Here is a 22,556-nt window from a genome sequence, read left to right as displayed (position 1 = left end):
CCCCTCTTTCGGGTGAGCGCCTCCCCCAAAAGAGTAGCTGCGTTCACCACCCAAGGGGGGTAGGGCAACCGGGCCGCGGCCGCCACCATGGCCTTACCCGCCCACCAAGGATTTCCCATGACCACCGCCACCGCCGTTCCCGGCGCCTCGCTGCTATCGCCCGCCGACCACGCCCTGGTGCTGATCGACTTCCAGTCGCAGATGGCGTTCGCCACGCGCACCATCGATGTCGCCGCGCTGCGCAACAATGTCGCGCTGATCGCCAAGGGTGCCGCCGGCTTCAAGGTGCCGGTGGTGCTGACCACCGTGGCCGAAAAGTCATTCTCCGGCCCGATGTTCCCGGAGATCGCGCCTGTCTTCCCCGGCCAGAAGGTGTTCGACCGCACCTCGATGAACTGCTGGGAAGACCAGGCGGTGATCGATGAGATCAACCGCATCGGCACGCAGCGCGTGGTCATCGCCGGCCTGTGGACCAGCGTCTGCATCGTCGGGCCGGCGCTGTCGGCGATCGACCAGGGCTTCGAGGTGTATGTGATCACCGACGCCTGCGGCGATGTCAGCGACGAAGCGCACGAGCGTGCGGTCACCCGCATGGTCCAGGCCGGCGCGGTGCCGCTTACCTCGGTGCAGTACCTGCTTGAGCTGCAGCGCGACTGGGGCCGCAGCGCCACCTACGACCTCACCACCGGCATCGCCCGCGAACACGCCGGTGGCTATGGCTTGGGCATCCAGTACGCCAAGAGCATGTTCGGCGCACAGGAAGGCGGCCACTGAGCATGGGCGGCGCCACCGGCCTGGATGTGGGGCTGCTGGTGCTGCGGCTGGCGGCAGGCGGATTCCTGCTGCCGCACGCGCTGGGCAAGCTGTTCGGCTGGTTCGGGGGTCCCGGGCTGGCCGGTTTTGCCGAGGAACTGCGCGGGTACCACCTGCCGGCGCCGGCACCGGTGCCACTGCTGCTGGCCGTGGTGCAGGTGCTTTCCGGCCTGGCCGTGCTGATCGGCTGGCAGGCCCGCCCCGCCGCCACGGTGGGCGCGCTGTTCCTGGGCATGACCGCCGTGCTGGCCCTGCCCAAGGGCTGGTTCTGGATGCGGGGCGGGATCGAGTATCCGTTGTTCTGGACACTGGCCCTGTCGGCCATTGCCTTGGCTGGCCCCGGCGCCCTTGCGCTGCATTCGACGTGAGCGGAGTGTCCCCATGTCCCCTGATCCGCCCCTTCCTGCACGCCGCGACCTACTGCTCGGCGCCGGCGCCGCGATGGCGCTGGGCCTGGCCGGTCGCGCCTTCGCCACGCACCCGGAGAAACCCATGACCACGCTGCTCATCCGCAATGCCCGCATCACCACGCTGGACCCGCGCCTGCCGCAGGCCGACGCACTGGCGGTGGTGGACGGGCGCATCGCCGCGATCGGCGCCGAAGCCGAGGTGCGCGCCGGACTGGCCGAGGCAACGGTGATCGACGCGGGCGGCCGCCGCCTGGTGCCCGGGCTCAACGACAGCCACACGCACCTGATCCGTGGTGGCCTCAACTACAACCTGGAACTGCGCTGGGACGGGCTGCGCTCGCTGGCCGACGCCATGGCCATGCTCAAGGCGCAGGTCGACATCACGCCGGCTCCGCAGTGGGTGCGGGTGGTGGGCGGATTCACCGCCGAGCAGTTCGTGGAGAAACGCCTGCCGACGCTGGCCGAGCTCAACGCCATCGCGCCGGATACGCCGGTGTTCCTGCTGCACCTGTACGACCGCGCGCTGCTCAACCGCGCCGCGCTGCGCGCCTGCGGCTACGACAAGACCACGCCGGACCCGCCGGGCGGGCAGATCGTGCGCGACAGCCTGGGCAATCCCACCGGGCTGCTGCTGGCCAAGCCCAACGCACTGATCCTCTACGCGACGCTGGCCAAGGGGCCGCGCCTGCCGATCGAGTACCAGGCCAACTCGACGCGGCATTTCATGCGCGAGCTGAACCGGCTGGGGATCACCTCGGTGATCGATGCCGGCGGTGGCTTCCAGAATTACCCCGAGGACTACCAGGTCATCGAGCAGCTGCATCGCGACGGTGAACTCACGGTGCGCATCGCCTACAACCTGTTCACCCAGAACAAGGGCAAGGAAGCGCAGGACTTCCAGCACTGGAGCGAGATCCTGGCCCCGCGCCAGGGCGACGACCTGCTGCGCCACAACGGTGCGGGCGAGATGCTGGTGTTCTCCGCGGCCGACTTCGAACTGTTCAACGAGCCGCGACCGGAACTGCCGCCGGGCATGGAGCCGGAACTGGAGGAAGTGGTCAAGCTGCTGGTGGAAAAGCGCTGGCCGTTCCGCATCCATGCCACCTATGACGAGAGCATCGACCGCATCCTGGATGTGTACGAGCAGGTCAACCGCGAGATCCCGTTCGATGGCCTGCACTGGTTCATCGACCACGCCGAAACCATCACCCCCCGCAACATCGAGCGCATCCGCGCGCTGGGCGGTGGCCTGGCAATCCAGCACCGCATGGCCTACCAGGGCGAGGCGTTCGTGCAGCGCTACGGCGCCGACGCCGCACGCCACACGCCTCCGGTACGGCGCATGCTGCAGGCCGGCGTTCCGGTCGGTGCCGGTACCGACGCCACCCGCGTGGCCAGCTACAACCCGTGGGTGGCGCTGTCCTGGCTGGTCACCGGTCGCACCGTCGGCGGACTGGCGCTGTATGGCGAAGAGAACCTGCTCGAGCGCGAAGAGGCGCTGCGGCTGTGGACCCAGGGCAGTGCCTGGTTCTCCGGCGACGAGGGCCGCAAGGGCACGCTGGCGGTCGGCCAGCTGGCCGACTTCTGCGTGCTCTCGTCGGACTTCTTCGCGGTGGACGATGCCGGCATCGCCGATATCACCAGCGTGCTGACCGTGGTCGGCGGGCGGGTGGTGCACGGCGATGGCGACTTTGCTCCGCTTGCGCCGACCCTTCCTCCGGCGATGCCGGACTGGTCGCCGGTGAACCGCTTTGGCGGGTACCACGTGGGCGGTGCCGCCACCGGCCTGGTCGCGCATGCGCACGCCCACGGCGGCGCCTGCCGCACCCACGGCCACGGCCATGCAACGGCGCACCCGGTGCCGACCGACGCGCCCACTGCGTTCTGGGGCGCACTGGGATGTTCGTGCTTCGCGTTCTGAGCCTGGCGTTGGCGACGGCACTGCCGTCGCTGGCATCTGCCTGCACACCTGGCGATACCGGTCGCTGCATCGCGCTGGACGGCGGCGGCGACGTGCAGGTGGATGCCTCGCTGCGCCTGCGGGGCATGTATTACGACCCGACCCGGTTCGGCATACAGGGTAGAGAGGACGGATACGGCCTGCTGCGCGCGCTGGGGTCGGTGGCGGCGCACCGCGGTCGCTGGGATGGGCTGGTGCAGCTTGGCGTGCACGCAGAGCAGGGGCGCGCCGGCGGGCCCGGCGGCACCGACCAGGGCGCGCTCGACCTGCAGCAGGGCTTCGTGCGCTGGCAGGGCGACCATGCAACGTGGCAGCTCGGCCGGCAGGAGGCCGCTTATGGCAGCTCGCGCCTGCTTTCGGTGCGCGATGGGCCCAACATCCGGCTGGCGTTCGATGGCGTGCGCGGGCGGTGGCAACAGGGCGCACTGAAGCTCGACGTGATGGCGCTGCGCCCGGTCGACAACCGCAGCGGCGCCTTCGATGACCGCGGCGACCGTGGCCAGTACCTGCTCGGCAGCTACGCCACCTGGCAGCCTGGGCGGCCGGGCACCGGCATCGACCTGTACGTGCTCGACTACGGTCGCGATGGCGCACGCTTCGCCAGCGCGGTCGGCGACGAACGCCGTACCTCGCTCGGCACGCGCGCCTTCGTGCTGCAGCCACGCTGGGACGCCAACATCGAGCTGGTCGCGCAGCGCGGCACCCTGTCGCGTGCCCAGGGCAACCTGGCGATCCGCGCCTGGACGCTGGCCACCGACAGCGGGCTGCGCTGGCCCGCGCGGCGCTGGCAGCCGCGGCTGGGCGTCAAGCTGGACATCGCCAGCGGCGACCAGGACCCCGGCGATGGCCGCTTGAACACCTTCAATGCGATGTACCCCAAGTCTGCGTACTTCAGCGAAGCCAGCCTGCTGGCGCCGGCCAACCTGATGGACGTGCAGCCGACGCTGACGTTGACCCTGCGCCCCGGCCTGACCACCGACATCGGCTGGCAGCTGGCGTGGAAGCACCGCCGCAGCGACGCGGTCTACACCACGCCGGCGCCACTGGCCGCGGTGCCGGGCACGGCCGGCACGCCGCGTCGCATCGGCCAGCAGTACAAGTGGGAAACCAGCTGGGAGGCCAGTGACCACTGGACCTGGAAAGGCCAGCTGGCCTGGTTCGAGGCCGGTCCCGGCCTGCGCGCGGCCGGCGGCCGCGACACCCTGTTTGCATCGGTAGTAGGAGCATGGCAATGGTAAACACACACGAAGACGCGGCCCCCGGCGCGTGGTCGCCGCTGAAGATCCGGCTGTTCCGCGCGATGTGGCTGGCCATCCTGGGCAGCAACGTCGGCACCTGGGTCAATGACGTTGCCGCCGCCTGGGTGATGGCCGAGCGCACCGGATCGCCGCTGATGGTGGCGCTGGTGCAGTCGGCCACCACGGTGCCGGTGGTGCTGCTGGCGCTGGTCGCCGGCACGTTGGCCGACATCGTCGACCGTCGGCGCTACCTGCTTTTCACCCAGGGCTGGATGCTGCTGGTGGCCGCCACGCTGGCCACCCTGACGGCACTGGGCATGCTCACGCCCCCGCTGCTGGTCCTGCTGACCTTCGCGATGGGCTGTGGCGCGGCCATGGCGATGCCGGCACAGGCCGCCATCGTGTCCGAGCTGGTGCCGCGGCCGATGCTGGCATCCGCGGTGGCGTTGAATTCGATCGGCATCAACATCGCGCGCTCGCTCGGCCCGGCCATCGGCGGCCTGATCGTGGCGCAGCTGGGCGCGGGGTGGGCGTTCGGCCTGAACGCACTGAGTTTCGCGGCCATGCTGTGGGTGCTGTTCAACTGGAGACCCGATGCGCTTGCCTCCGCCTTGCCGCCAGAAGGCTTCGGTGCCGGGCTGCGCGCCGGCGTGCGCTACGCGTTGCGCGCCGGCCGCCTGCAGGCGGTACTGATCAAGTCGGCCGGGTTCTTCTTCTTCGCCAGCGCGGTGACCGCGCTGCTGCCGCTGGTGGTACGCAGCGAACTGCACGGCGGGGCAGGCACGTACGGGCTGCTGCTGGGCTGCATCGGCATCGGTGCGGTCAGCGGCGCGCTGGTGCTGCCGAGCCTGCGCGCGCGGCTGGACCGTGACCTGCTGGTGCTGCTGGCCACGCTCGCCTGCGCGCTGAGCCTGTTCGGGCTGGCCTGGCTGCGGCACATGGCATTGCTGCCGCTGGCGATGCTGGTGAACGGGTTTGCCTGGATCACGGTGCTGTCCTCGCTGCAGATCGCCGCGCAGACCGCGGTGCCGGCGTGGGTGCGGGCGCGTGCGCTGTCGCTGTACATCATGGTGTTCTCGCTGGGCATGGCTGCCGGTGGGTTGAGCTGGGGCAGCATTGCCCAGCGCACCTCGATTCCGCTGGCGCTGACCCTCGCGGCGGTGGGCGCGGTGATCGGCGGGTTGCTGGTGTGGCGCGTGCGCATCGCCGGCAGCGAGGAACTGGACCTGCGCCCGGCCGGGCATTGGCCTGCGCCCGAGCTGGCGGTGCCGGTCACCCACGACCGCGGCCCGGTGCTGGTGACGGTGGAGTACCACATCGATGATGCCGACCGCGCCGCGTTCCATGCGCTGCTCGGTGAGCTCGGCCGTACCCGCCGCCGCGATGGCGCGGTGATCTGGGGCGTGGCCGAGGACGTGGCCACGCCAGGCATCCACCTGGAATATTTCGTGACCCCGTCCTGGATCGAGCACCTGCGCCAGCATGAGCGGGTCACCGCTGAAGACCGGATCCTGCAGGAGAAGGTCAGGGCGCTGCACCGCAACGAGCATGCGCCGATCGTGCGCCATTTCGTAGGCGGCACCGGCGCCTTGAAGGCGTTGCAGCACGGTCACGAGCATCCGGCATTGGGTTGATGGCATCTTCTTAACCGCAATGCGCGTATGGTCGGTGCTCTTTGAGCGGGAGTGGATGCATGCGCTGGATCGTGTTGTTGGCCGCCTTGGCCATGCCGTTGGTGGCGTGGTTGTCCCAGACCGGTCAGTTCGGCCCGACCAACGGTGCGATCTCCGACCGCTATCCCACGTTGCTGGTCGCGGCCGGCTATGCGTTTTCGATCTGGGGCCTGATCTTCCTGTGGGACGTGGCCTTCGGGCTGTGGCAGCTGCGCCAGCGCCGGCCCGATGACATTGCCGGCGCGCGCGGCTGGGCCGCCGCCGGGTTCGCGCTGACGGCGGCGTGGATGCCGGTGTTCTCCAACCAGGCGTTCCTGCCGGCGCTGGCCATCATCTGGCTGGCGCTGGTGTGCCTGCTGGTTGCTGCGGTACGCGCGGCGCCGGCCACCGCCAGTGCCGGGCAGCGCGCCTTCGCCGCCTATCCGCTGGCGCTGCACGCGGGCTGGCTGACCATGGCCGCCTTCCTGAACACCGCCCAGGTGATCGTGGCCTACCAGTGGCTGCCGACCGGCGACATGCTGTCGTGGAGCGTGGTGCTGCTGGCGCTGGCCACGCTGCTCGCATGGGTGATGAATTACCGCCTGCGTGGGCACTTCGCCTACCCGGCGGCGGTGATCTGGGCGCTGGTGGGCGTGTACATCAAGCAATCCGGCTGGCGCCTGCCGGGTGCCGATACCGTTGCGGTGCTGGCGCTGGCCGTGGCCGCGCTGCTGGTGCTGCAGACCCTGCTGCTGCGCACCCGGGCCTGGCGCGCACCGCGCGTGGGCGTGGTCGCCGCACACCGCCATCGTCGTTGATACAGGAGATCCGCATGCGCGCTGCATTGCATGAACAGTTTGGTGACCCGACCGTCGTCCTGCATGGCGGTGAGGCCGCCACGCCTGAACCCGGTGCGGGCGAGGTGCGCATCCGCACCGTGCTGGCGCCGATCCACAACCATGACCTGTGGACCGTGCGCGGCCAGTACGGCTACAAGCCCGAGCTGCCTGCCATCGGCGGCAGCGAAGGCACCGGCGTGATCGATGCGCTGGGCGAGGGCGTGACCAGCCTGCAGGTCGGGCAGCGGGTCAGTGCGGCGTCGGTGCATGGCACCTGGGCCGAACAGTTCATTGCGCCGGCGCGGATGGTGATTCCGATGCCGGACAGCATCAACGATGAAACGGCCGCGCAGCTGATCGCCATGCCGCTCAGCGCGTTGATGCTGCTGGAATTCCTGCAGGTGGGAGCCGGCCAGTGGATCGTGCAGAACGCGGCCAATGGTGCGGTCGGCAAGGCATTGGCGATGCTGGCCAAGGCGCGTGGCGTGCACTGCGTGAACCTGGTGCGGCGCGATGCGGGCGTGTCCGAAATGGCGGCGCTGGGCATCGACAACACGATTTCCACCGCGCAGGCGGACTGGCTGGCGCAGGTGCAGGCGCGGGTAGGCGAGGGTGCGGCGGCGGCGGTCGATTCGGTCGGCGGGCGTGCCAGCGGCGAGTTGCTCGGGCTGCTGGGCGAGGGCGGCACGCTGGTGTCGTTCGGCTCGATGACCGGCGAGCCGATGCAGCTGGGCTCGGGTGACGTGATCTTCAAGCAGGCCGTGGTGAAGGGCTTCTGGGGCAGCAAGGTGAGCCAGAACATGGCCCCGGAGAAGAAACGGGCGCTGGTGGGCGAGCTGCTGAAGCTGGCCGCCACGGGCGGGTTGAGCCTGCCTGTAGACGCCGTGTTCGGGCTGGATCAGGTAGCCGAAGCGGCGAAAGCCAGCCTCGAACCGGGCCGCAACGGCAAGGTGCTGCTGCGCCCGTAACGGCGTGGCATCACACCCGCAGCGCGTCGATCACCACGCGCAGCGCGCTGGAGGACTGCCGGCGGCTGGGGTAGTAGGCGTGGAAGCCGTCGAACACATCGCACCAGTCCTGCATCACCCGTTGCAGGCGCCCGGCCGCGATGTCCTCCAGCACCATGTCTTCCAGCAGGTAGGCCAACCCGGCGCCGGCCAGTGCGGCGCGGTGCATGGCGATGCTGCTGTTGAAGGTCCACTGGCCCTGTACGCGCACGTTGACGTTCTGCTCGTCCTTGCGCAGGTCCCACACCATCAAGCCGCCATGGGTGGGCAGGCGCAGACCGATGCAGTCATGCGCGGCCAGGTCGCCTGGCCGCTGCGGCGCGGCGTGGGTCCTGAAGTACGCGGGACTGCCGACGATCGCCATCCGCTGCGGGCCGGTGACCGGCACGGCGATCATGCCCTGCGCGACCCGTTCACCGAGCCGGATGCCGATGTCGTAGCGCTGTTCGACGATATCGGCCAGCCCGTAGTCGATGGTCAGTTCCACCTTCAAATCAGGGTAGCGGGGCAGTACGGCGGCCAGGCGGGGCCACACCACCGTGTTGGCCACGTGTTCGGACGCGGTGATGCGGATGGTGCCGGCCGGGTGGTCACGGTACTCCGCCACCGCCGCGATTTCCGCTTCGATTTCCTCCAGCCGCGGTGCCACGCTCAGGTAAAGACGCTCGCCGGCCTCGGTCATCGACACATTGCGGGTGGTGCGGGTCAACAGCCGCACCCCGAGTCGTTCCTCCAGTGCGCGCACGGTATGGCTCAGCGCGGACTGCGAAACACCCAGTTGCGCCGCAGCGCGGGTAAAGCTGCGCTCGCGCGCCACGGTCACGAAGACCTGCAGATCGTTGAAATTTTCGCGGGCCATGAGGGCAGCGGAGGCGCATGACGGTCATGCCAGCCCATGATGGCCGGGAGCCACGGCGATTGGTAGGGGCGTGGGGTGCAGGCTAAAATCGCGGTTCTTCCGTGACAACCGCGAGCCCCGCCATGAATGACACCCGCTTCTATCCCATCGGTACCCCCGGCCAGCCCTGGGGCGCTGCAGAGAAGGCGGAGTGGCGGGCGCGGCAGTTGCCGGTGCGGCGCTATGCCGACGATGTGCTGCCGGTGCTGGACCAGCTGCGCGCCGGGTTCGAGGTGGTCCAGTACGGCACCCTGGAGTACGCACCGGACCGCTACCCGCTGTTTGCCGTGCGCAGCCGCGACTGGAACCCGGCGCTGCCATCGGTGCTGGTCACTGGTGGCGTGCACGGCTACGAAACCAGCGGCGTGGAAGGCGCGCTGCAGTTCCTGGCCACGCGTGCGGCCGACTACGCCGGGCGTGCCAATGTGCTGGTCGCGCCGTGCGTGAGCCCGTGGGGCTACGAGCGCTTCCAGCGCTGGAATGCCGATGCGACCGACCCGAACCGCTCGTTCGTGGCCAACAGCCCGGCGCAGGAGTCGGCGGCACTGATGGCGCTGGTGGCACCCCTGCGTGACGGCATGGTGCTGCACATCGACCTGCACGAAACCACCGACAGCGACGAAAGCGAGTTCCGCCCGGCGCTGGCCGCGCGCGATGGCAAGCCGTTCGCCCCGGGCCTGATTCCCGATGGCTTCTACCTGGTGGACGACACCGAAAACCCGCAGCCGGCGTTCCAGCAGGCGGTCAATGCGGCGGTGGAGCAGGTGACCCACATTGCCCCGGCCGACGACAAGAACGAAATCATCGGTTCGCCGGTGGTGGCGCCGGGCGTGATCGAATATCCGCTGAAGAAGCTGGGGCTGTGCGCCAGCATCACCGGCGCGCGCTTCACCACCACCACCGAGGTGTATCCGGACAGCCCGCGTGCGACTCCGCAGCAGTGCAACGATGCACAGGTGGCGGCAGTGTGCGCGGCGATTGATTACGCGCTTGCCCATTGATTGAGCGTTGCATGCACGCAGGGCGTGAGCCTACGCCCTCACCCAGCGTGCGGTGATGCCGACCAGCAGCAGGGCAGCGGCCACCAGGCAGAAGGCCGTTACCAGGCTGCTGGCCTGGGCGACGAAGCCGATCAGGGCAGGGCCCGCCAGCACACCGGCGTAGCCCAGCGTGGTGATGGCGGGGATGGCCAGGCTTTCGGGCATGGTCTTCTGGTTGCCAGCCATGGAGAACAGCGCCGGCACGATGTTGGCGCAGCCCAGGCCGATCAGTGCGTAGCCGAGCAGGGCCGGCAGCAGGGCGCCGGCAAAGGTGGCGATGCCGAAGCCGGCCGCGGCCACGATGCTGCCCAGCAGGATCGCGCGCAGGCGACCGAGTTTCGCCACGATGCCGTCGCCGACCAGGCGGGTGAGGGTCATGGCGATGGCGAAGGTCATGAAGCCCAGGCCGGCGCGGTCCGGTGGTACCTGCTGCACTTCATGCAGGAACACCGCGCTCCAGTCGAGCATGGCGCCTTCGGCAAGGAAGGCGACGAAACAGAGCACGCCGATCGCCAGCACCACGCCATGCGGGATCGCAAACACCGGCGCGCCACTCGGCGCGCGGTCACGCCGCCAGTACGGCACTGAAACCGCCAGCACCACCACCATCGCCATCGAGGCCAGCACGCACACCCACAGCGGTGGCAGCCGCAGCGCGAGCAGCGCGGTCATCGCAGCGGCCCCCACCGCACCGCCGATGCTGTAGAAAGCGTGGAAGCCGGACATCATCGGCCGCCCGCTGTCGCGCTCCACCATCACCGCCTGGATGTTCATGGTGCAATCGCAGGCGCCCACACCGGCGCCGAACACGAACAGGGTCAGGCCCAGCGTCCACGGCGAGGGCGCGATGGCCAGCAGCGGCAGGCTGGCGATCACCATCAGCAGGGTGGCGATCATCACCGCGCGGCAGCCATGGCGGGCGGCCAGGATGCCGGCCAAGGGCATCGCCAGCAGCGAACCGGCGCCCAGGCACAGCAGGACCAGGCCCAGCGAGCCTTCATCCAGCCCGGTACGGGTTTTGGCGAACGGCACCAGGGGTGCCCAGGCGGCGGTGGCGAAGCCGGGCAGGAAAAACGCCGCACGGGTGGCGTGCTGTTCGGCGCGCGTGCCGCGCGCAGAAGGAGCGGAATCGAACATCAAGGCAGCCTCAGTACGGCGCAGCGCGCTGGATATCGACGCCACGACGCGCGAATGCCGCCACCTGCGCGTCAGGAGCATCGTGCTCGATCACCAGCAGGTCGATCTGCTCGACCCCGCCCACGCGGTAGGCGGCCTGCGTGCCGAGCTTGTCGTTAGTGGCTACTGCAACGCAGCGGCTGCTCGCCGCCAGCACTGCCCGCTTGAGAGGGGCTTCTTCGCCATCGATGGCCCACAGGCCCGCCTCGGCATCGACTGCGCAGGTGCCGATGAAACAGACATCCGCGCGCAGCCCGGCCACCGTCTCCAGCGTCTGCGCACCGATGCAGGCGCCTGCGCGGGGATCCAGCCGCCCGCCGATCAGGGTCACCTCCATCCCGCCGCGCGCCAGCAGCGCCAGGGCGATGTCGGGGGCATTGGTGATCACATGCAGGCCCTGCTGTTGCGGCAGGCACGCGGCGATGGCGCTGTTGGTGGAACCGGCATCGAGCAGGATGCGCTCACCCGGGCGGATACACGCGGCGGCGGCCAAGGCCAGCGCGTGCTTCTGCGCCGGCTGCTGCGCGTGGCGTGCGGGGAGGGGCGGGAATTCCACTGCCGCCGGCAGCGCACCGCCGTGGACTTTCCGGCAGAGCCCCTGGCTGGCGAGCTCGCGGAGGTCGCGTCGGATCGAGTCCTCCGACACCTCCATCTGCAGCGCGAGCTGGGCCGAAAACACGCGACCCTGTTCGCGTAGCAGGCGCAGGATGGTCTGTTGGCGTTCGCCGGGTAGGGTATCGGGAGTCGTCATGCGCGAACTGTACCTGATTCAGTGCGCGAATGTGCATGAATGTGCGTGATAGCGCGTGTATACGCGGTTGCGGTTCAGTCCAACCGCTGCAGCTCCGGCGTGACCAGCGCCGCCATCCAGTCCATGAAGGCGGCCACCCGGCGTGGCAGATGTCGTCGCTGCGCGTACAACAGGGTCACCGGCATGGGCTCGGCCACGCACGCCGGCAGCACTTCCACCAGCGTCCCAGCGGCCAGCGCCACGCGCGCACCCAGCCGTGGCACCTGGATGATGCCCAGCCCCGCCAGCGCCGCGGCACTGTAGGCCTCGCCACTGTTGACCGTGATCGCGCCGCGCATCGGCACACTGCGGTAGGCCTGGCCGTCGTGGTACTCGAAGCCCGGCGAGCGCTGGCCCAGCGTGCCCACGTAATGCACCAGCGCATGGTGGGAGAGATCCTCCAGCGAGTACGGCATCCCCCGTGCAGCCAGGTACGCCGGGCTGGCGCAGTTGACGATGTGCATCACCCCCAGCGGGCGCGCCACCAGCGTGTTGTCGTCCAAAGGGCCGACCCGGACCACGCAGTCGAAGCCTTCGCGGACCAGGTCGACGCGGCGGTCGGTACCGCTCAGCTCGATCTCCAGTCCCGGGTGCCGGGCCAGGAAGTCCGGCAGGTGGGGAATCACCAGCTGCCGGGCCAGCCCGCTGGACATGTCCACCCGCAGCCGGCCCTTGAGCTGGGTGTCACGGCGGAACATGCCCTGCAGATCCTCCATGTCGTCCAGCAGGTCGCGGGCGCGCTGCTGGAACTGCGCGCCGTCGGCGGTCAGCCGCACCCGGCGGGTGGTCCGGTGCAGCAGCTGCACGCCCACTTCCCCTTCCAGCCGCTGCACGGCCAGCGACACGCTGGCCTTGGGCAGGCCCAGCTGCTCGGCAGCGGCGGTGAACGAGCCCAGTTCGGCAACACGCAGGAAGCTGCGCAAGTGGTCGAGGCGGTCCATGGATTGTTCGCTCTGGCTGGACAGTCAAATCAGGATCGCGCGGTTTATGTGATGGCGCAATGCCAATAGTCTGGCGTCACACCTCACCCAGGAGCACCCCATGTCCCACTCCACCCCACGCGTTGTCCTGATCACCGGCGGCAGCCGCGGCCTCGGCCGCAATGCCGCCCTGGCGCTGGCGGCCGACGGTGCCGACATCCTGCTGACCTACCGCAGCCAGGCGGATGCGGCCAACGCCGTGGTCGCCCAGGTCCAGGCGCTGGGCCGGCGTGCCGCCGCGCTGCCGCTGGACATGGCGGACAGCGCCGACTTTGCCGGCTTCGCCGCGGCCGTGCAGGCGCAACTGCAGGCCTGGGGCGCGGCCGGCCTGCAGGGGCTGTTCAACAATGCCGGCGAAGGCCTGTATGCCGGTTTCGCCGACACCACTCCGGCCCAGTTCGACGAGCTGGTCGCCGTGCACCTGAAAGGGCCGTACTTCCTGACCCAGGCGCTGCTGCCGCTGATCGCCGATGGTGGCCGCATTCTCAACGTGTCCAGTGGCCTGGCCCGCTTCTCGCTGCCGGGCAGTTCGGCCTACGCGATGATGAAGGGCGGCATCGAAGTCTTCAGCCGGTACCTGGCCAGGGAACTGGGCGCGCGCGGCATCAGTGCCAACACGCTGGCACCGGGCGCGATCGAAACCGACTTCGGCGGCGGGCATGTGCGTGACAACGCCGACATCAATGCGATGGTGGCCGGCAACACCGCGCTGGGTCGCGCAGGGCAGCCGGACGATATCGGGCCGGTCGTCGCCGCGCTGCTGTCGCCGCGTACGGGCTGGATCAACGCGCAGCGCGTGGAAGCGTCGGGCGGCATGTTCGTCTGAGTGCGAAAGCGTCGCATTCGCGCAAGACGGTATGATGGGCGGCCTTGTCGCCCCTGCAGAGACTGTCTTGCGCGCTTCCGTACCGTTGCACCCGATGGGCCGTGTGTTTGCCGTTGTCGCCTTGTTCGAGGCGTTTACCTGGGCCGGGCTGCTGGTCGGCATGTACCTGAAGTACCACGCCGCCGAGCCGACCACCGCCGGCGTGGCGCTGTTCGGGCCGGTGCATGGCGTGGCCTTCATGGTCTACGTGGTGGTCACCGTGCTGGCGGCGGTGAAGCTGCGCTGGCCGTGGTGGGCCGCCGGCCTGGCGCTGCTGGCAGCGGTGCCGCCGCTGGTGACGCTGCCGCTGGAAGGGTGGTTCAAGCGGCGTGGCCTGTTGTCCACGCAGCTCACCACCGATAGCTGAGTCCCAGCTGCGCGCTGCGCTGGAAATAGCCCTGGCCCTGCTGCAGCGACAACCCGCCCCACGCGCCAAACCCGTTGGCGAACACCAGCGAGGCGCCGGCACTGAATTCGCCGCGGTTGCGCGGAATGCGCGCATCCACCCGCTCATCATCCATGCGTACGCGCGCGTCCGCGCCGGTGCGGATCCAGTGTGCGGCGATGTACGGCTGCACGCTGGCCGCCAGGCCGTCCCACCGGGTCACGCCGGAAAGGCGGACACCCACGCGGCCGAAGGTGCCGTTGGCGTCCTCGGTGGTGACCAGGGTGCCGTTCTGTTCAAGATGGCGCACATCGTTCCAGCGCGTGTAGCCCACCTGCAGCTGCGGCTCGATGAACACGCCGCCGTGTTCGCCGCGACCGAGGCGGAACGCGTGGCCGGCTTCCAGCGCGCCCTGCCAGGCGCGGGTGTCGTAGCGTTCGGTGGCCAGCGCGGCGCCTTCCACCCGGTTGGAGAAGCGCGCGTGCTGCAGCGAGCCGTCCAGGTAGAAACCGGTGTACGGGTCGCCATCGCCGGCGGTACGCCAGGTGGCATACACGCCCAATGCGGCCCCGCGCACCTTGCCGCGCGCGTAATACCCGGTCAGCGCGCTGGTGGAGGTGCTGGACGCATTGCCGCTGGACAGCATCACCCCGAAGCCGCTGCCCTGCGGGGTGCGCAGCAGATCGGTACCCACGCTCAGCGCCTGGCTGCTGCCGTGCACGTCGAGCTGGCGGCTGTCGGCATCGAAGCGCGAACGCGCGCCGTCCACGCGCACCCAGGCACGCCCGCTGTTCTGGCCCGCGTGGCGCTCGTGATAGCCGAGCCGGAACATGCCTTCGGCAGCCTGCAGGTTGGCCAGGTACGCGCCCGGTTCCGGCCGCAGCACCGGCACCGGCTCGGGGTCCACGCACTCGGGCAGGGTGGGATCGATCGCGCACGGATCCGGTTCGGGATCCACGCAGCCCGGCGCCGTCGGATCGATCAGGCAGGGATCGGGTTCCGGATCGACACAGCCGGGCTGGGTCGGGTCGGCGTCGCACGGGTCGGGCAGTTCCGAGCGCAGGTACCAGTTGCCATCGGCAGCGCTCTTGAACAGGAAGTACTCGTACTGGCCGCCCACCGCGCGCCCGGCAAGGTCGAAGGTGCCGTTGGACGCACCGCCGATCTCGATCAGGCTGATGCCCTGGCTGGTCTGCGCCCCGGCGCCGCCCACGTTGTTGACCCGTACGTTGGTCTGGCCGCTGGTACCACCCTCGATCAGCAGCCGGTCGGATGACGCGTCGTCGCCGGCCAGTACCGTGTTGAACAGCAGCGTGCCGCCGTCGCCGACGTAATTGCCGGCGACCTGCAGGGTGTTGAAGGTGGTGCCGTCACCCAGCGCCAGCAGCGAAGCGCCGCTCAACGACAGGTCCTGCACCGTGCTGTCGCCGGTCAGTCGCCATTGCGCGTCGGTCAGCGACACCGTGTTGCCGTTGACGATCGCGCCGGTCAGCGATGCGCCTTCGCCCAGTGCGATGTTGACCTCGGCGCTGCTGGTCCCGCGGGTCTGCCCGATGATGTCGCCGACCAGCGCGGAGGCCACTACCTCCAGGTTGGCCGTAGCGCCTGACCCCACCTGCAGGATCACGCCGTTGCCGGCCTCGACGGTGGAGCCGTTGGCGATGCGGAGGTCGGCATTGCCGGACTGCGGCATCACAATCGCCGGGCCGGTGGTCGAGACAAGGCGCGACTGGTCCACCACCACGGTGCTGGTGCCGGCCGCGCTGCCGGTGATCGACAGGGCACTGTTGCTGCCCTCCAGGGTGCTGCCCTGCGACACGACCAGCGTGGCATTGTTGAGCGCCACGCCCACGCCGTTGTTGGCGCCGCTGCCGCTGCCCGCCGTGCCACGCACCTGGCTGCCTGCCAGGGTGAGGCTGGCGCCGCGCGTGACGGTGGCGCCGGTGGTGCCGGTGACTTCGGAGCCCGACAGCGTTGCGACAGGCCCGGCCGTGCCGGTGCCGACCATCGACAGCGCGGTGCCGCTGGACGTGATCGTCGAGGCGTCCATGACCAGCTCGCCGCCGGTCATGGCCACCCCGGCCAGCGAGCCCGACAGCGCGCTGTTGCTGACGCGGGCGGTGCCGCCGGCCATCTCCAGCCCGTAGCCGAGCGCGCCACTGGCGCTGCCATCCGAGCTGGCCTGTACGTTGTCCAGCACCAGCAGTGCACCATCGTCCACCTGCAGCGCTTCGCCGCCGGCGGTAACGGTCGTGTTGGTCAACGTGAGTTCGCTGCCGTCGCCGGTGGCGCTGAAGCCGCGCCCGGCGGAAGTGACGGTGACCGCGTTGATGCCCATGGTGCTGCCGGACGAGACCCCGCCAGCGTCGGCGAAGGGAGAGGTGAAGGTCATCGTGCCGCCGTTGATGTCGGCGCTGCCGCCGTTGGCAACGCGGATCCCGAACAGCCCGCTGATGTCCACGTCAGTGCCGATCACGCGCGCGTTGTCGACCTGGGTAGGGCCTGCCAGGCCACCGGCGGCGATGGTGAGTTCGGCGCCGTCGGACACGGTCCAGTCCTCACGCAGGTCGCCGGGCTGGATGGTGTGCGTGCTGCCGGGGCCGGTGAGCGTGGCTGCTGCTGCAGCAAGGGGCAGGGTCGCGAGCGTCACGGCGATGGCCGTAACGAGCATGCGGCGCGGGCCGCATGGGGTAATGGCTGTCATGACTGGACTCCGAAACGGAACTGGGTGGACCGCACGACCCCCGTAGCACCACAACGTCGTACCAGGATCAGCGAGGGACCGAATCCTCCGGTCCAAAGGCCGCTGTATCCATGCAACATCTTGTAGGCGTCATCTATCACTACCGCCTGTTCAGCATGAGCACGTCTATGTGGGGCTCGCGTGAAGGCGGAGGTGCTATTTCCAGGGCAGCCCGCGCAGCTGCAGGGCGCGCTGGTGCATCAGCTCGGCGTGCAGGCGCACGTAGTCCTCGTCGGTGAACGCCTGTGCCATCGGTGAGCGTGCGGCCTCTGCGGCCACGCGTGCGCGCGCTTCGTCGAGATCATCGCTGCGCAGGGCGAGGTCGGCCATCACGATCACCTTGCCGGGTTGCACTTCCACATAGCCACCGGACACGTACACGTGCAGCGGCGGTTCGGGCGTGAGCGGATACGCCGACACCATGCCTTCGCGCAGCGTGCCCAGCAGCGGTGCGTGCCGGGCCATTACTCCGAAGCGGCCATTGCTGCCCGGCATGCTCACCTCGCGCACCTCGCCGTTCCACAGTTCACCGGCCAGGCTGAGGATCTGCAACGAGAAGCCCTGTGCGTCGGCAAGCAGCGCGGGCAGGGGAGGTGACGCCATGGGGAATGTCCGTGGAACGTTGCCAGCAGCTTAGTCGGGCGGGCGGAAGACGGCGTTGATCCGCATCATGAACACCGTAACCATTGATCGCGCAAACCTAAATGCGAGCTGTTATCATTTGAAACGATAGCCACGCCGGTCCTTGAATCGACGAAGCCGAATCAATCAAACGCCCGCCTTCGCGCGGTGCGTGTCCATTCCTGATCGGTCGTGGTGATGCATGCGTTCAACTCCCGTGGTTTCCGGCTTGCCGGCTCTGGTCTTCGCCGCGTGGGTCGGCACCATGGCGATGATGGCGTTCGTCGCGGTGATCGGCCCGGTGGTGCGCCTGCTGGGACTGTCCGAATGGCACGCGGGGTTGTCGGTGACCGCGGCCGGCGTGCTGTGGATGCTGTCGGCCCCACGTTGGGGCGCACTGAGCGACCGCATCGGGCGCCGCCGTGTACTGCTGATCGCACTGGCGGCGTATGCGGTGGTCTATATCGTGATGGCGGTGTTCGTGGACACCGCGTTGCAGGCACCGCCGGCGGTGTGGCTGTCGGTGCTGGTGCTGGTGGGCACGCGCGCCCTGGTCGGCCTGTTCTATGCCGCCGTGCCACCGACCGCCGCGGCGCTGGTGGCCGATGAAGCCGCACCCGGGCAACGTGCCGGTGCGATGGCCAAACTGGGCAGCGCCAATGCATTGGGCATGGTGATCGGGCCCGCAGCAGCGGGCTGGGTCGCGTTCCACGACCTTGCGCTGACCCTGTACGTGGCGGCACTGCTGCCGGTGCTCGCGCTGCTGGTCATCGCCTGGCGGCTGCCGTCGGCGCCACCGCCGGCGGCGCCCACCAACGGTCCGCGTGCCGCGCTGGCCTGGTACGACCCGCGCCTGCGCCTGCCGGTGATGGCGGTGTTCGCGGCGATGATCTCGGTGACCATTGCCCAGGTCACGGTGGGGTTCTTCGCCATCGACCGCCTGCAGCTGGCGCCAGCGGCCGGCGCGCGCATGGCCGGCCTGGCGCTCACGGCGGTCGGGGTTGGGCTGATCGTGGCTCAGGTGCTGGTGATGACCTTCAAGACCATGCCGCCACGCCGTTGGATCGCGCTGGGTGCAGTGATCTCCGGTATCGGGTTTGCGGCGGTAGCGCTGGTGCAGGCGCCCTGGCAGCTGCTGGCCACCTATGCGCTGGCGGCGTTCGGCATGGGGTTTGTGTTTCCCTCGTTCCAGGCCTTGGCCGCCGATTCGGTGCAGGCGCACGAGCAGGGTGCGGCTGCCGGTGCGGTGGCTTCCGTGCAGGGCCTGGGCATGGTGATCGGGCCGATGGTGGGCACGCTGCTGTATCGCGCGGCCCCCAGTGCGCCGTACCTGCTGGTGGGTCTGGTGCTGTTGGGGCTGGCGGCTGCGGCTACCCTGGATGGGAGGTGCGCGGCATGAACGACACAGTGCGCGGGGACAGCGATACAATCGCGCAGGCGAGCGATCCCGGTGCCGGCGAAGCAGCGGAGCACTTCATGCTGCGCCTGCCTGGGCGCACGCTGGATGCACGTGGCTGCCACGCCACCCTTCCGTCCGGCGGCACCGCGACGCTGGATGCCCGCGCGCGGACCTTCTTCGCGTGCGAAGGGCGCACACCGGCACTGCTGGTCGGCGCGGTGCCGTTCGATCCGAAGGGTGACGATGCGCTGTACCAGCCCGCCTCACTGGCGCAGGGGGTGGCGGAGGTGGTGACGCCGGCACTGCCGTTCAGCGGTGACATCCACGCCGAGCCGAACGCCGCGCAGTACGCGGACGCGGTACGGCAGGCACTGGCAGGGTTGCACGACCGCGACGGAGAACTCAAGAAAGTGGTGCTGGCCCGCACGCTGCGTGTGCACAGCCGCGCGGTTATCGACCCGCGTGCGTTGGTGGCGCGGCTGGGCCATGACCCGGACGCGGTCACCTACCTGTGCCCGCTGCCGGTAGCCGCCGGCGATGCGCCAGCGTGGCTGGTGGGTGCCAGCCCGGAGCTGCTGGTGTCGCGCCGTGGACCGCAGGTGTTTTCGCATCCGTTGGCCGGCTCGGCCCGGCGTCGCCCGGATCCGGATGAGGACGCCCAGGCGGCCCGCGAGCTGTTGGGCTCGGCGAAGGACCATGACGAACACCGCTACGTGGTCGACGCCATCGTGGCCGCGCTGCGTCCGTATTGCGAGCGGATCGACGCTGCGGCGCGGCCGACCCTGCATGCCACCACCACCCTGTGGCACCTGGGCACGCGCATCGAAGCACGCCTGCGCGATCCGTCCACCTCGGTGGCCACGCTGCTGGCTGCCCTGCATCCCACGCCGGCGGTGTGCGGCACGCCTGCCGCACTCGCGTTGGATACCATTCGCCGCCTTGAGCCGGTGCAGCGCGGCTTCTATGCAGGCGCGGTGGGCTGGATGGACGCGCACGGTGATGGCGACTGGTACGTGGCGATCCGCTGCGCACGCGTGCAGGGCCACCAGGCCTGCATCCATGCCGGCGCCGGCATCGTCGCCGGTTCGGAGCCGGCCGCGGAGGTTGCCGAGACCGGGGTGAAGTTCGGGGCCTTGTTGGCCGCGCTGGGCGCGGACGCCGCCCCACGGATTGAAGGATGGACACTCTGATGAATGCAGTCGTTTCTCCGGTGCGTGTGCCACTGCGCCAGGCCTGGCCGCCGGCGCTGGTCGCGCGCTACCGCGCCGCCGGCTATTGGCGTGGCGAAACGTTCCCCGGTTTCCTGCGTGAGCGCGCCAGACAGTTCGCCGACGACGTGGCCGTGGTCGGCGGCGGGTCCCGCCTGACTTACGCACAGCTGTGGCAGGAGGCAGGGCGCATCGGTGCTGGCCTGCTGGCCGCTGGCTTGGCGCCGGGTGACCGGGTGGTGGTGCAGCTGGGCAACACGGTCGAATTCGTCAGCGTGGTCTGCGGGCTGTTCCGCGCCGGGTTGATCCCGGTATATGCACTGCCGGCGCATCGCCTGACCGAGATAGCGCACGTGGTGCGCACGGCCGAAGCCAGCGCCTACATTGCTGCGTCGGCAGACGAGGGTTTCGACTACCGCACGCTCGCGCGCGAACTGCAGGCGTCCATCTCCAGTGTGCGCCACGTGCTGATTGTCGGCGATCCAGCGGAATTCCTTTCCGTCGCCGGGCTGGCCGGACCCGCTGACGCGCTGCCGGCAGACCCCGACCCGCAGTCGGTGGCGTTCCTGCAGCTCTCCGGTGGCAGCACCGGCCTGCCCAAGCTGATTCCGCGCACCCACGACGACTACCTGTATTCGTTCCGCGCCAGCAACGCGATCTGCGGCATCGGCCGCGACAGCGTGTACCTGGTGGCGCTGCCGGCCGCGCACAATTTCCCGATGAGTTCGCCGGGCTTCTTCGGCGCACTGTATGCCGGGGCACGGGTGGTGCTCAGCCCCGGCGCAGGCCCGGACACCGCGTTCCCGCTGATAGCGCGCGAGCGGGTGACCTGCGTGGGCCTGGTGCCGCCGTTGGCGCTGCTGTGGTCACAGGCCGCAGCCAGTACCCCGCATGACCTGTCCAGCCTGCAGGTGCTGCAGGTCGGCGGGGCCAAGCTGGTGCCGGAAGCCGCGCGCCGGGTCATCGACGGGCTGGGCTGCCAGCTGCAGCAGGTGTTCGGCATGGCCGAAGGCCTGGTCAACTACACCCGCCTGCACGATGCGCGGGAATGCGTGCTGAGCACCCAGGGCCGCCCGATCTCGCCCGACGATGAAGTGCTGGTGGTGGACGACCACGGCCACCCGGTCGCGCCGGGCGAGGTGGGCCACCTGCTGACGCGGGGCCCTTACACCATCCGCGGTTACCACAACGACCCCGGCGCGAACGCGCGGTCGTTCACCGAAGATGGCTTCTATCGCACCGGCGACATGGTCCAGCAGCTGCCGGGCGGCTACCTGGTGGTGCAGGGCCGCGCCGGCGACCACATCAACCGTGCGGGCGAAAAGGTCTCGGCCGAGGAGATCGAAGACCACCTGCTCGCGCACGCCAGCGTCTTCGACGCGGCGGTGGTGTCCATGCCTGATCCGTACCTGGGCGAGCGCAGCTGTGCCTTCGTCATCACGCGCGGCGAGCGCCCGACCGCAGCCAGCCTGAAGGCGTGGGTGCGCAGCCGCGGACTTGCTGCCTTCAAGGTGCCGGACCAGGTGGTGTTCGTGGACGCCTTCGGCACCACGGCGGTGGGCAAGGTGAGCCGCCGCGAACTGCGTGCGCAGCTGCGTGCGCGCCATATCGAACAGACAGGAGAACCGCGCTGATGGCGCTGCCCACCATTCCATCCTACGCGCTGCCCACGGCAGCCGAACTGCCGGCGCCGCGCGGACCGTGGCAGCCTGAACCGGCGCGCATCGCGCTGCTGGTGCATGACATGCAGCGCTACTTCCTGGCCGCGTTCGGCGCCGATGCCGCGCCGCTGGCCCCGGCAACCGCCAACATCGTCCGGCTGGTCGCGCACTGCCGGGCGCAGGGCATACCGGTGTTCTACACCGCCCAGCGCGGCAACCAGGACCGGCGTGACCGCGGCCTGCAGGCAGACCTGTGGGGGCCGGGCATGCAGGCAACCCGCGAACACGAGGCGATCATCGCTGCACTGGCACCCGCCGAAGGCGACCACGTAGTGGTCAAGCACCGCTACAGCGCCTTCCAGCGCAGCAACCTGGAGACGATGATGCGCGCACGCGGCCGCGACCAGCTGCTGGTGACCGGGGTGTACGCGCATATCGGCTGCACCGCCACCGTGGCCGAAGCGTTCCAGCGCGATATCGAAGCGTTCATCGCGGCGGATGCGGTGGCCGATTTCTCGCGTGCCGACCATGACCAGGCGCTGCACTGGATCGCTCGCACCTGCGGCGTGCCGATGACCACCGACCAGCTGCTGGAGCGCCTGGCATGAATGACACCCTCACCGCACCCCTGACCCTGGAACGGATGCGCGCCGATGTGGCCGGCATGCTCGGCGAAGCGCCCGACGCCGTCGGCGATGACGACCACCTGATGGACCTGGGCCTGGATTCGATGCGGGTGCTCGGGCTGGTGCTGGCCTGGAGCAATACCGGCATCGCCCTGGAGTTCGGCCACCTGGCCGAGCACACCACGCTGGCCGGCTGGTGGCAGGTGGTGCAGCAGCTGCAGGCCAGGGCCAGCGCCGGGGAATGA

21 protein-coding genes are annotated in these 22,556 nt (G+C 69.6%); 15 read left to right on the top strand and 6 right to left on the bottom strand.

Going from position 1 to position 22,556, the window contains the following annotated elements; all coding sequences use genetic code 11:
- Nucleotides 1-117 precede the first annotated feature (117 nt).
- The 7 genes from V9K91_RS09155 to V9K91_RS09125 all read left to right on the top strand — a co-directional run bounded on the left by V9K91_RS09155 (nt 118) and on the right by V9K91_RS09125 (nt 7,880).
- The gene (locus tag V9K91_RS09155; protein WP_095363911.1) at nt 118-774 is read left to right on the top strand and encodes a hydrolase; all 657 of its coding nucleotides are present in this window, start codon (nt 118-120) and stop codon (nt 772-774) included.
- 2 nt (nt 775-776) lie between these two features.
- Entirely contained in the window at nt 777-1,181 is a 405-nt protein-coding gene (locus tag V9K91_RS09150) for a DoxX family protein (RefSeq protein ID WP_095363912.1), read from the top strand.
- A 124-nt stretch (nt 1,182-1,305) separates the two neighbouring features.
- Nucleotides 1,306-3,144, top strand: coding sequence for an amidohydrolase (locus tag V9K91_RS09145; protein WP_176472667.1), 1,839 nt, complete (start codon nt 1,306-1,308; stop codon nt 3,142-3,144).
- Complete coding sequence (locus V9K91_RS09140) at nt 3,123-4,421, top strand: alginate export family protein (protein WP_095363914.1); 1,299 nt, start codon at nt 3,123-3,125, stop codon at nt 4,419-4,421. Before V9K91_RS09145 ends, V9K91_RS09140 begins: the two co-directional genes overlap by 22 nt.
- Nucleotides 4,415-6,055 carry an MFS transporter gene (locus V9K91_RS09135; RefSeq protein WP_336443100.1) on the top strand — a complete coding sequence of 547 codons (1,641 nt, stop codon included), beginning with the start codon at nt 4,415-4,417 and terminating at the stop codon, nt 6,053-6,055. Before V9K91_RS09140 ends, V9K91_RS09135 begins: the two co-directional genes overlap by 7 nt.
- Before the next feature lie 59 nt (nt 6,056-6,114).
- Nucleotides 6,115-6,891 carry a hypothetical protein gene (locus V9K91_RS09130; RefSeq protein ID WP_068852403.1) on the top strand — a complete coding sequence of 259 codons (777 nt, stop codon included), beginning with the start codon at nt 6,115-6,117 and terminating at the stop codon, nt 6,889-6,891.
- Between the two features lie 14 nt (nt 6,892-6,905).
- A complete protein-coding gene (locus V9K91_RS09125) occupies nt 6,906-7,880 on the top strand; it encodes a zinc-binding dehydrogenase (RefSeq protein WP_093535768.1) in 975 nt (324 codons plus the stop codon).
- Nucleotides 7,881-7,890: 10 nt separating this feature from the next.
- Here the strand turns inward: V9K91_RS09125 and V9K91_RS09120 are convergent, their stop codons facing one another.
- Nucleotides 7,891-8,778 carry a LysR family transcriptional regulator gene (locus tag V9K91_RS09120; protein WP_068852398.1) on the bottom strand — a complete coding sequence of 296 codons (888 nt, stop codon included), beginning with the start codon at nt 8,776-8,778 and terminating at the stop codon, nt 7,891-7,893.
- A gap of 122 nt (nt 8,779-8,900) precedes the next feature.
- On the opposite strand from V9K91_RS09120, the gene V9K91_RS09115 reads away from it, so the two are divergent.
- Nucleotides 8,901-9,818 carry a M14 family metallocarboxypeptidase gene (locus tag V9K91_RS09115; RefSeq protein ID WP_336443099.1) on the top strand — a complete coding sequence of 306 codons (918 nt, stop codon included), beginning with the start codon at nt 8,901-8,903 and terminating at the stop codon, nt 9,816-9,818.
- Between the two features lie 30 nt (nt 9,819-9,848).
- Here the strand turns inward: V9K91_RS09115 and V9K91_RS09110 are convergent, their stop codons facing one another.
- The 3 genes from V9K91_RS09110 to V9K91_RS09100 form a co-directional block, all read right to left on the bottom strand.
- Nucleotides 9,849-10,994, bottom strand: coding sequence for an MFS transporter (locus V9K91_RS09110; protein ID WP_336443098.1), 1,146 nt, complete (start codon nt 10,992-10,994; stop codon nt 9,849-9,851).
- A 10-nt stretch (nt 10,995-11,004) separates the two neighbouring features.
- Nucleotides 11,005-11,784, bottom strand: coding sequence for a DeoR/GlpR family DNA-binding transcription regulator (locus tag V9K91_RS09105; RefSeq protein ID WP_249832587.1), 780 nt, complete (start codon nt 11,782-11,784; stop codon nt 11,005-11,007).
- A 74-nt stretch (nt 11,785-11,858) separates the two neighbouring features.
- Nucleotides 11,859-12,764, bottom strand: coding sequence for a LysR substrate-binding domain-containing protein (locus V9K91_RS09100; RefSeq protein ID WP_336443097.1), 906 nt, complete (start codon nt 12,762-12,764; stop codon nt 11,859-11,861).
- A gap of 100 nt (nt 12,765-12,864) precedes the next feature.
- Here V9K91_RS09100 and V9K91_RS09095 point away from each other — a divergent pair, with 100 nt between their 5' ends.
- Together V9K91_RS09095 and V9K91_RS09090 are read left to right on the top strand one after the other, a co-directional pair.
- Nucleotides 12,865-13,629 carry an SDR family oxidoreductase gene (locus V9K91_RS09095; protein WP_336443096.1) on the top strand — a complete coding sequence of 255 codons (765 nt, stop codon included), beginning with the start codon at nt 12,865-12,867 and terminating at the stop codon, nt 13,627-13,629.
- A gap of 31 nt (nt 13,630-13,660) precedes the next feature.
- Nucleotides 13,661-14,035: a DUF3817 domain-containing protein gene (locus tag V9K91_RS09090; RefSeq protein WP_176472662.1), complete on the top strand. Its 375-nt coding sequence runs from the start codon at nt 13,661-13,663 to the stop codon at nt 14,033-14,035.
- Here the strand turns inward: V9K91_RS09090 and V9K91_RS09085 are convergent.
- Both V9K91_RS09085 and atpC read right to left on the bottom strand, forming a co-directional pair.
- Nucleotides 14,019-16,757, bottom strand: coding sequence for an autotransporter outer membrane beta-barrel domain-containing protein (locus tag V9K91_RS09085; RefSeq protein ID WP_249832584.1), 2,739 nt, complete (start codon nt 16,755-16,757; stop codon nt 14,019-14,021). The genes V9K91_RS09090 and V9K91_RS09085 overlap by 17 nt on opposite strands.
- A 195-nt stretch (nt 16,758-16,952) precedes the next feature.
- Complete coding sequence (atpC, locus tag V9K91_RS09080) at nt 16,953-17,399, bottom strand: ATP synthase F1 subunit epsilon (protein ID WP_249832583.1); 447 nt, start codon at nt 17,397-17,399, stop codon at nt 16,953-16,955.
- Between the two features lie 220 nt (nt 17,400-17,619).
- Between atpC and V9K91_RS09075 the strand changes: the two genes are divergently transcribed.
- The 5 genes from V9K91_RS09075 to V9K91_RS09055 are packed head-to-tail and all read left to right on the top strand — an operon-like array spanning nt 17,620 to nt 22,556.
- Nucleotides 17,620-18,816, top strand: coding sequence for an MFS transporter (locus tag V9K91_RS09075; protein WP_336443095.1), 1,197 nt, complete (start codon nt 17,620-17,622; stop codon nt 18,814-18,816).
- Complete coding sequence (locus V9K91_RS09070) at nt 18,813-20,006, top strand: isochorismate synthase (protein ID WP_249832581.1); 1,194 nt, start codon at nt 18,813-18,815, stop codon at nt 20,004-20,006. Before V9K91_RS09075 ends, V9K91_RS09070 begins: the two co-directional genes overlap by 4 nt.
- A complete protein-coding gene (locus V9K91_RS09065; RefSeq protein WP_336443094.1) occupies nt 20,006-21,658 on the top strand; it encodes an AMP-binding protein in 1,653 nt (550 codons plus the stop codon). Before V9K91_RS09070 ends, V9K91_RS09065 begins: the two co-directional genes overlap by 1 nt.
- Nucleotides 21,658-22,293, top strand: coding sequence for an isochorismatase family protein (locus tag V9K91_RS09060; protein ID WP_336443093.1), 636 nt, complete (start codon nt 21,658-21,660; stop codon nt 22,291-22,293). Before V9K91_RS09065 ends, V9K91_RS09060 begins: the two co-directional genes overlap by 1 nt.
- The gene (locus tag V9K91_RS09055; protein ID WP_336443092.1) at nt 22,290-22,556 is read left to right on the top strand and encodes a phosphopantetheine-binding protein; all 267 of its coding nucleotides are present in this window, start codon (nt 22,290-22,292) and stop codon (nt 22,554-22,556) included. The genes V9K91_RS09060 and V9K91_RS09055 overlap by 4 nt, the downstream gene beginning before the upstream one ends.

It is taken from the genome of Stenotrophomonas sp. CCNWLW57 (genome assembly GCF_037203925.1).
Classification (GTDB): Bacteria; Pseudomonadota; Gammaproteobacteria; order Xanthomonadales; family Xanthomonadaceae; genus Stenotrophomonas; species Stenotrophomonas rhizophila_A.
Note: the sequence above shows the minus strand (reverse complement) of the source record. Positions and strands in the feature narration are given on the sequence as shown.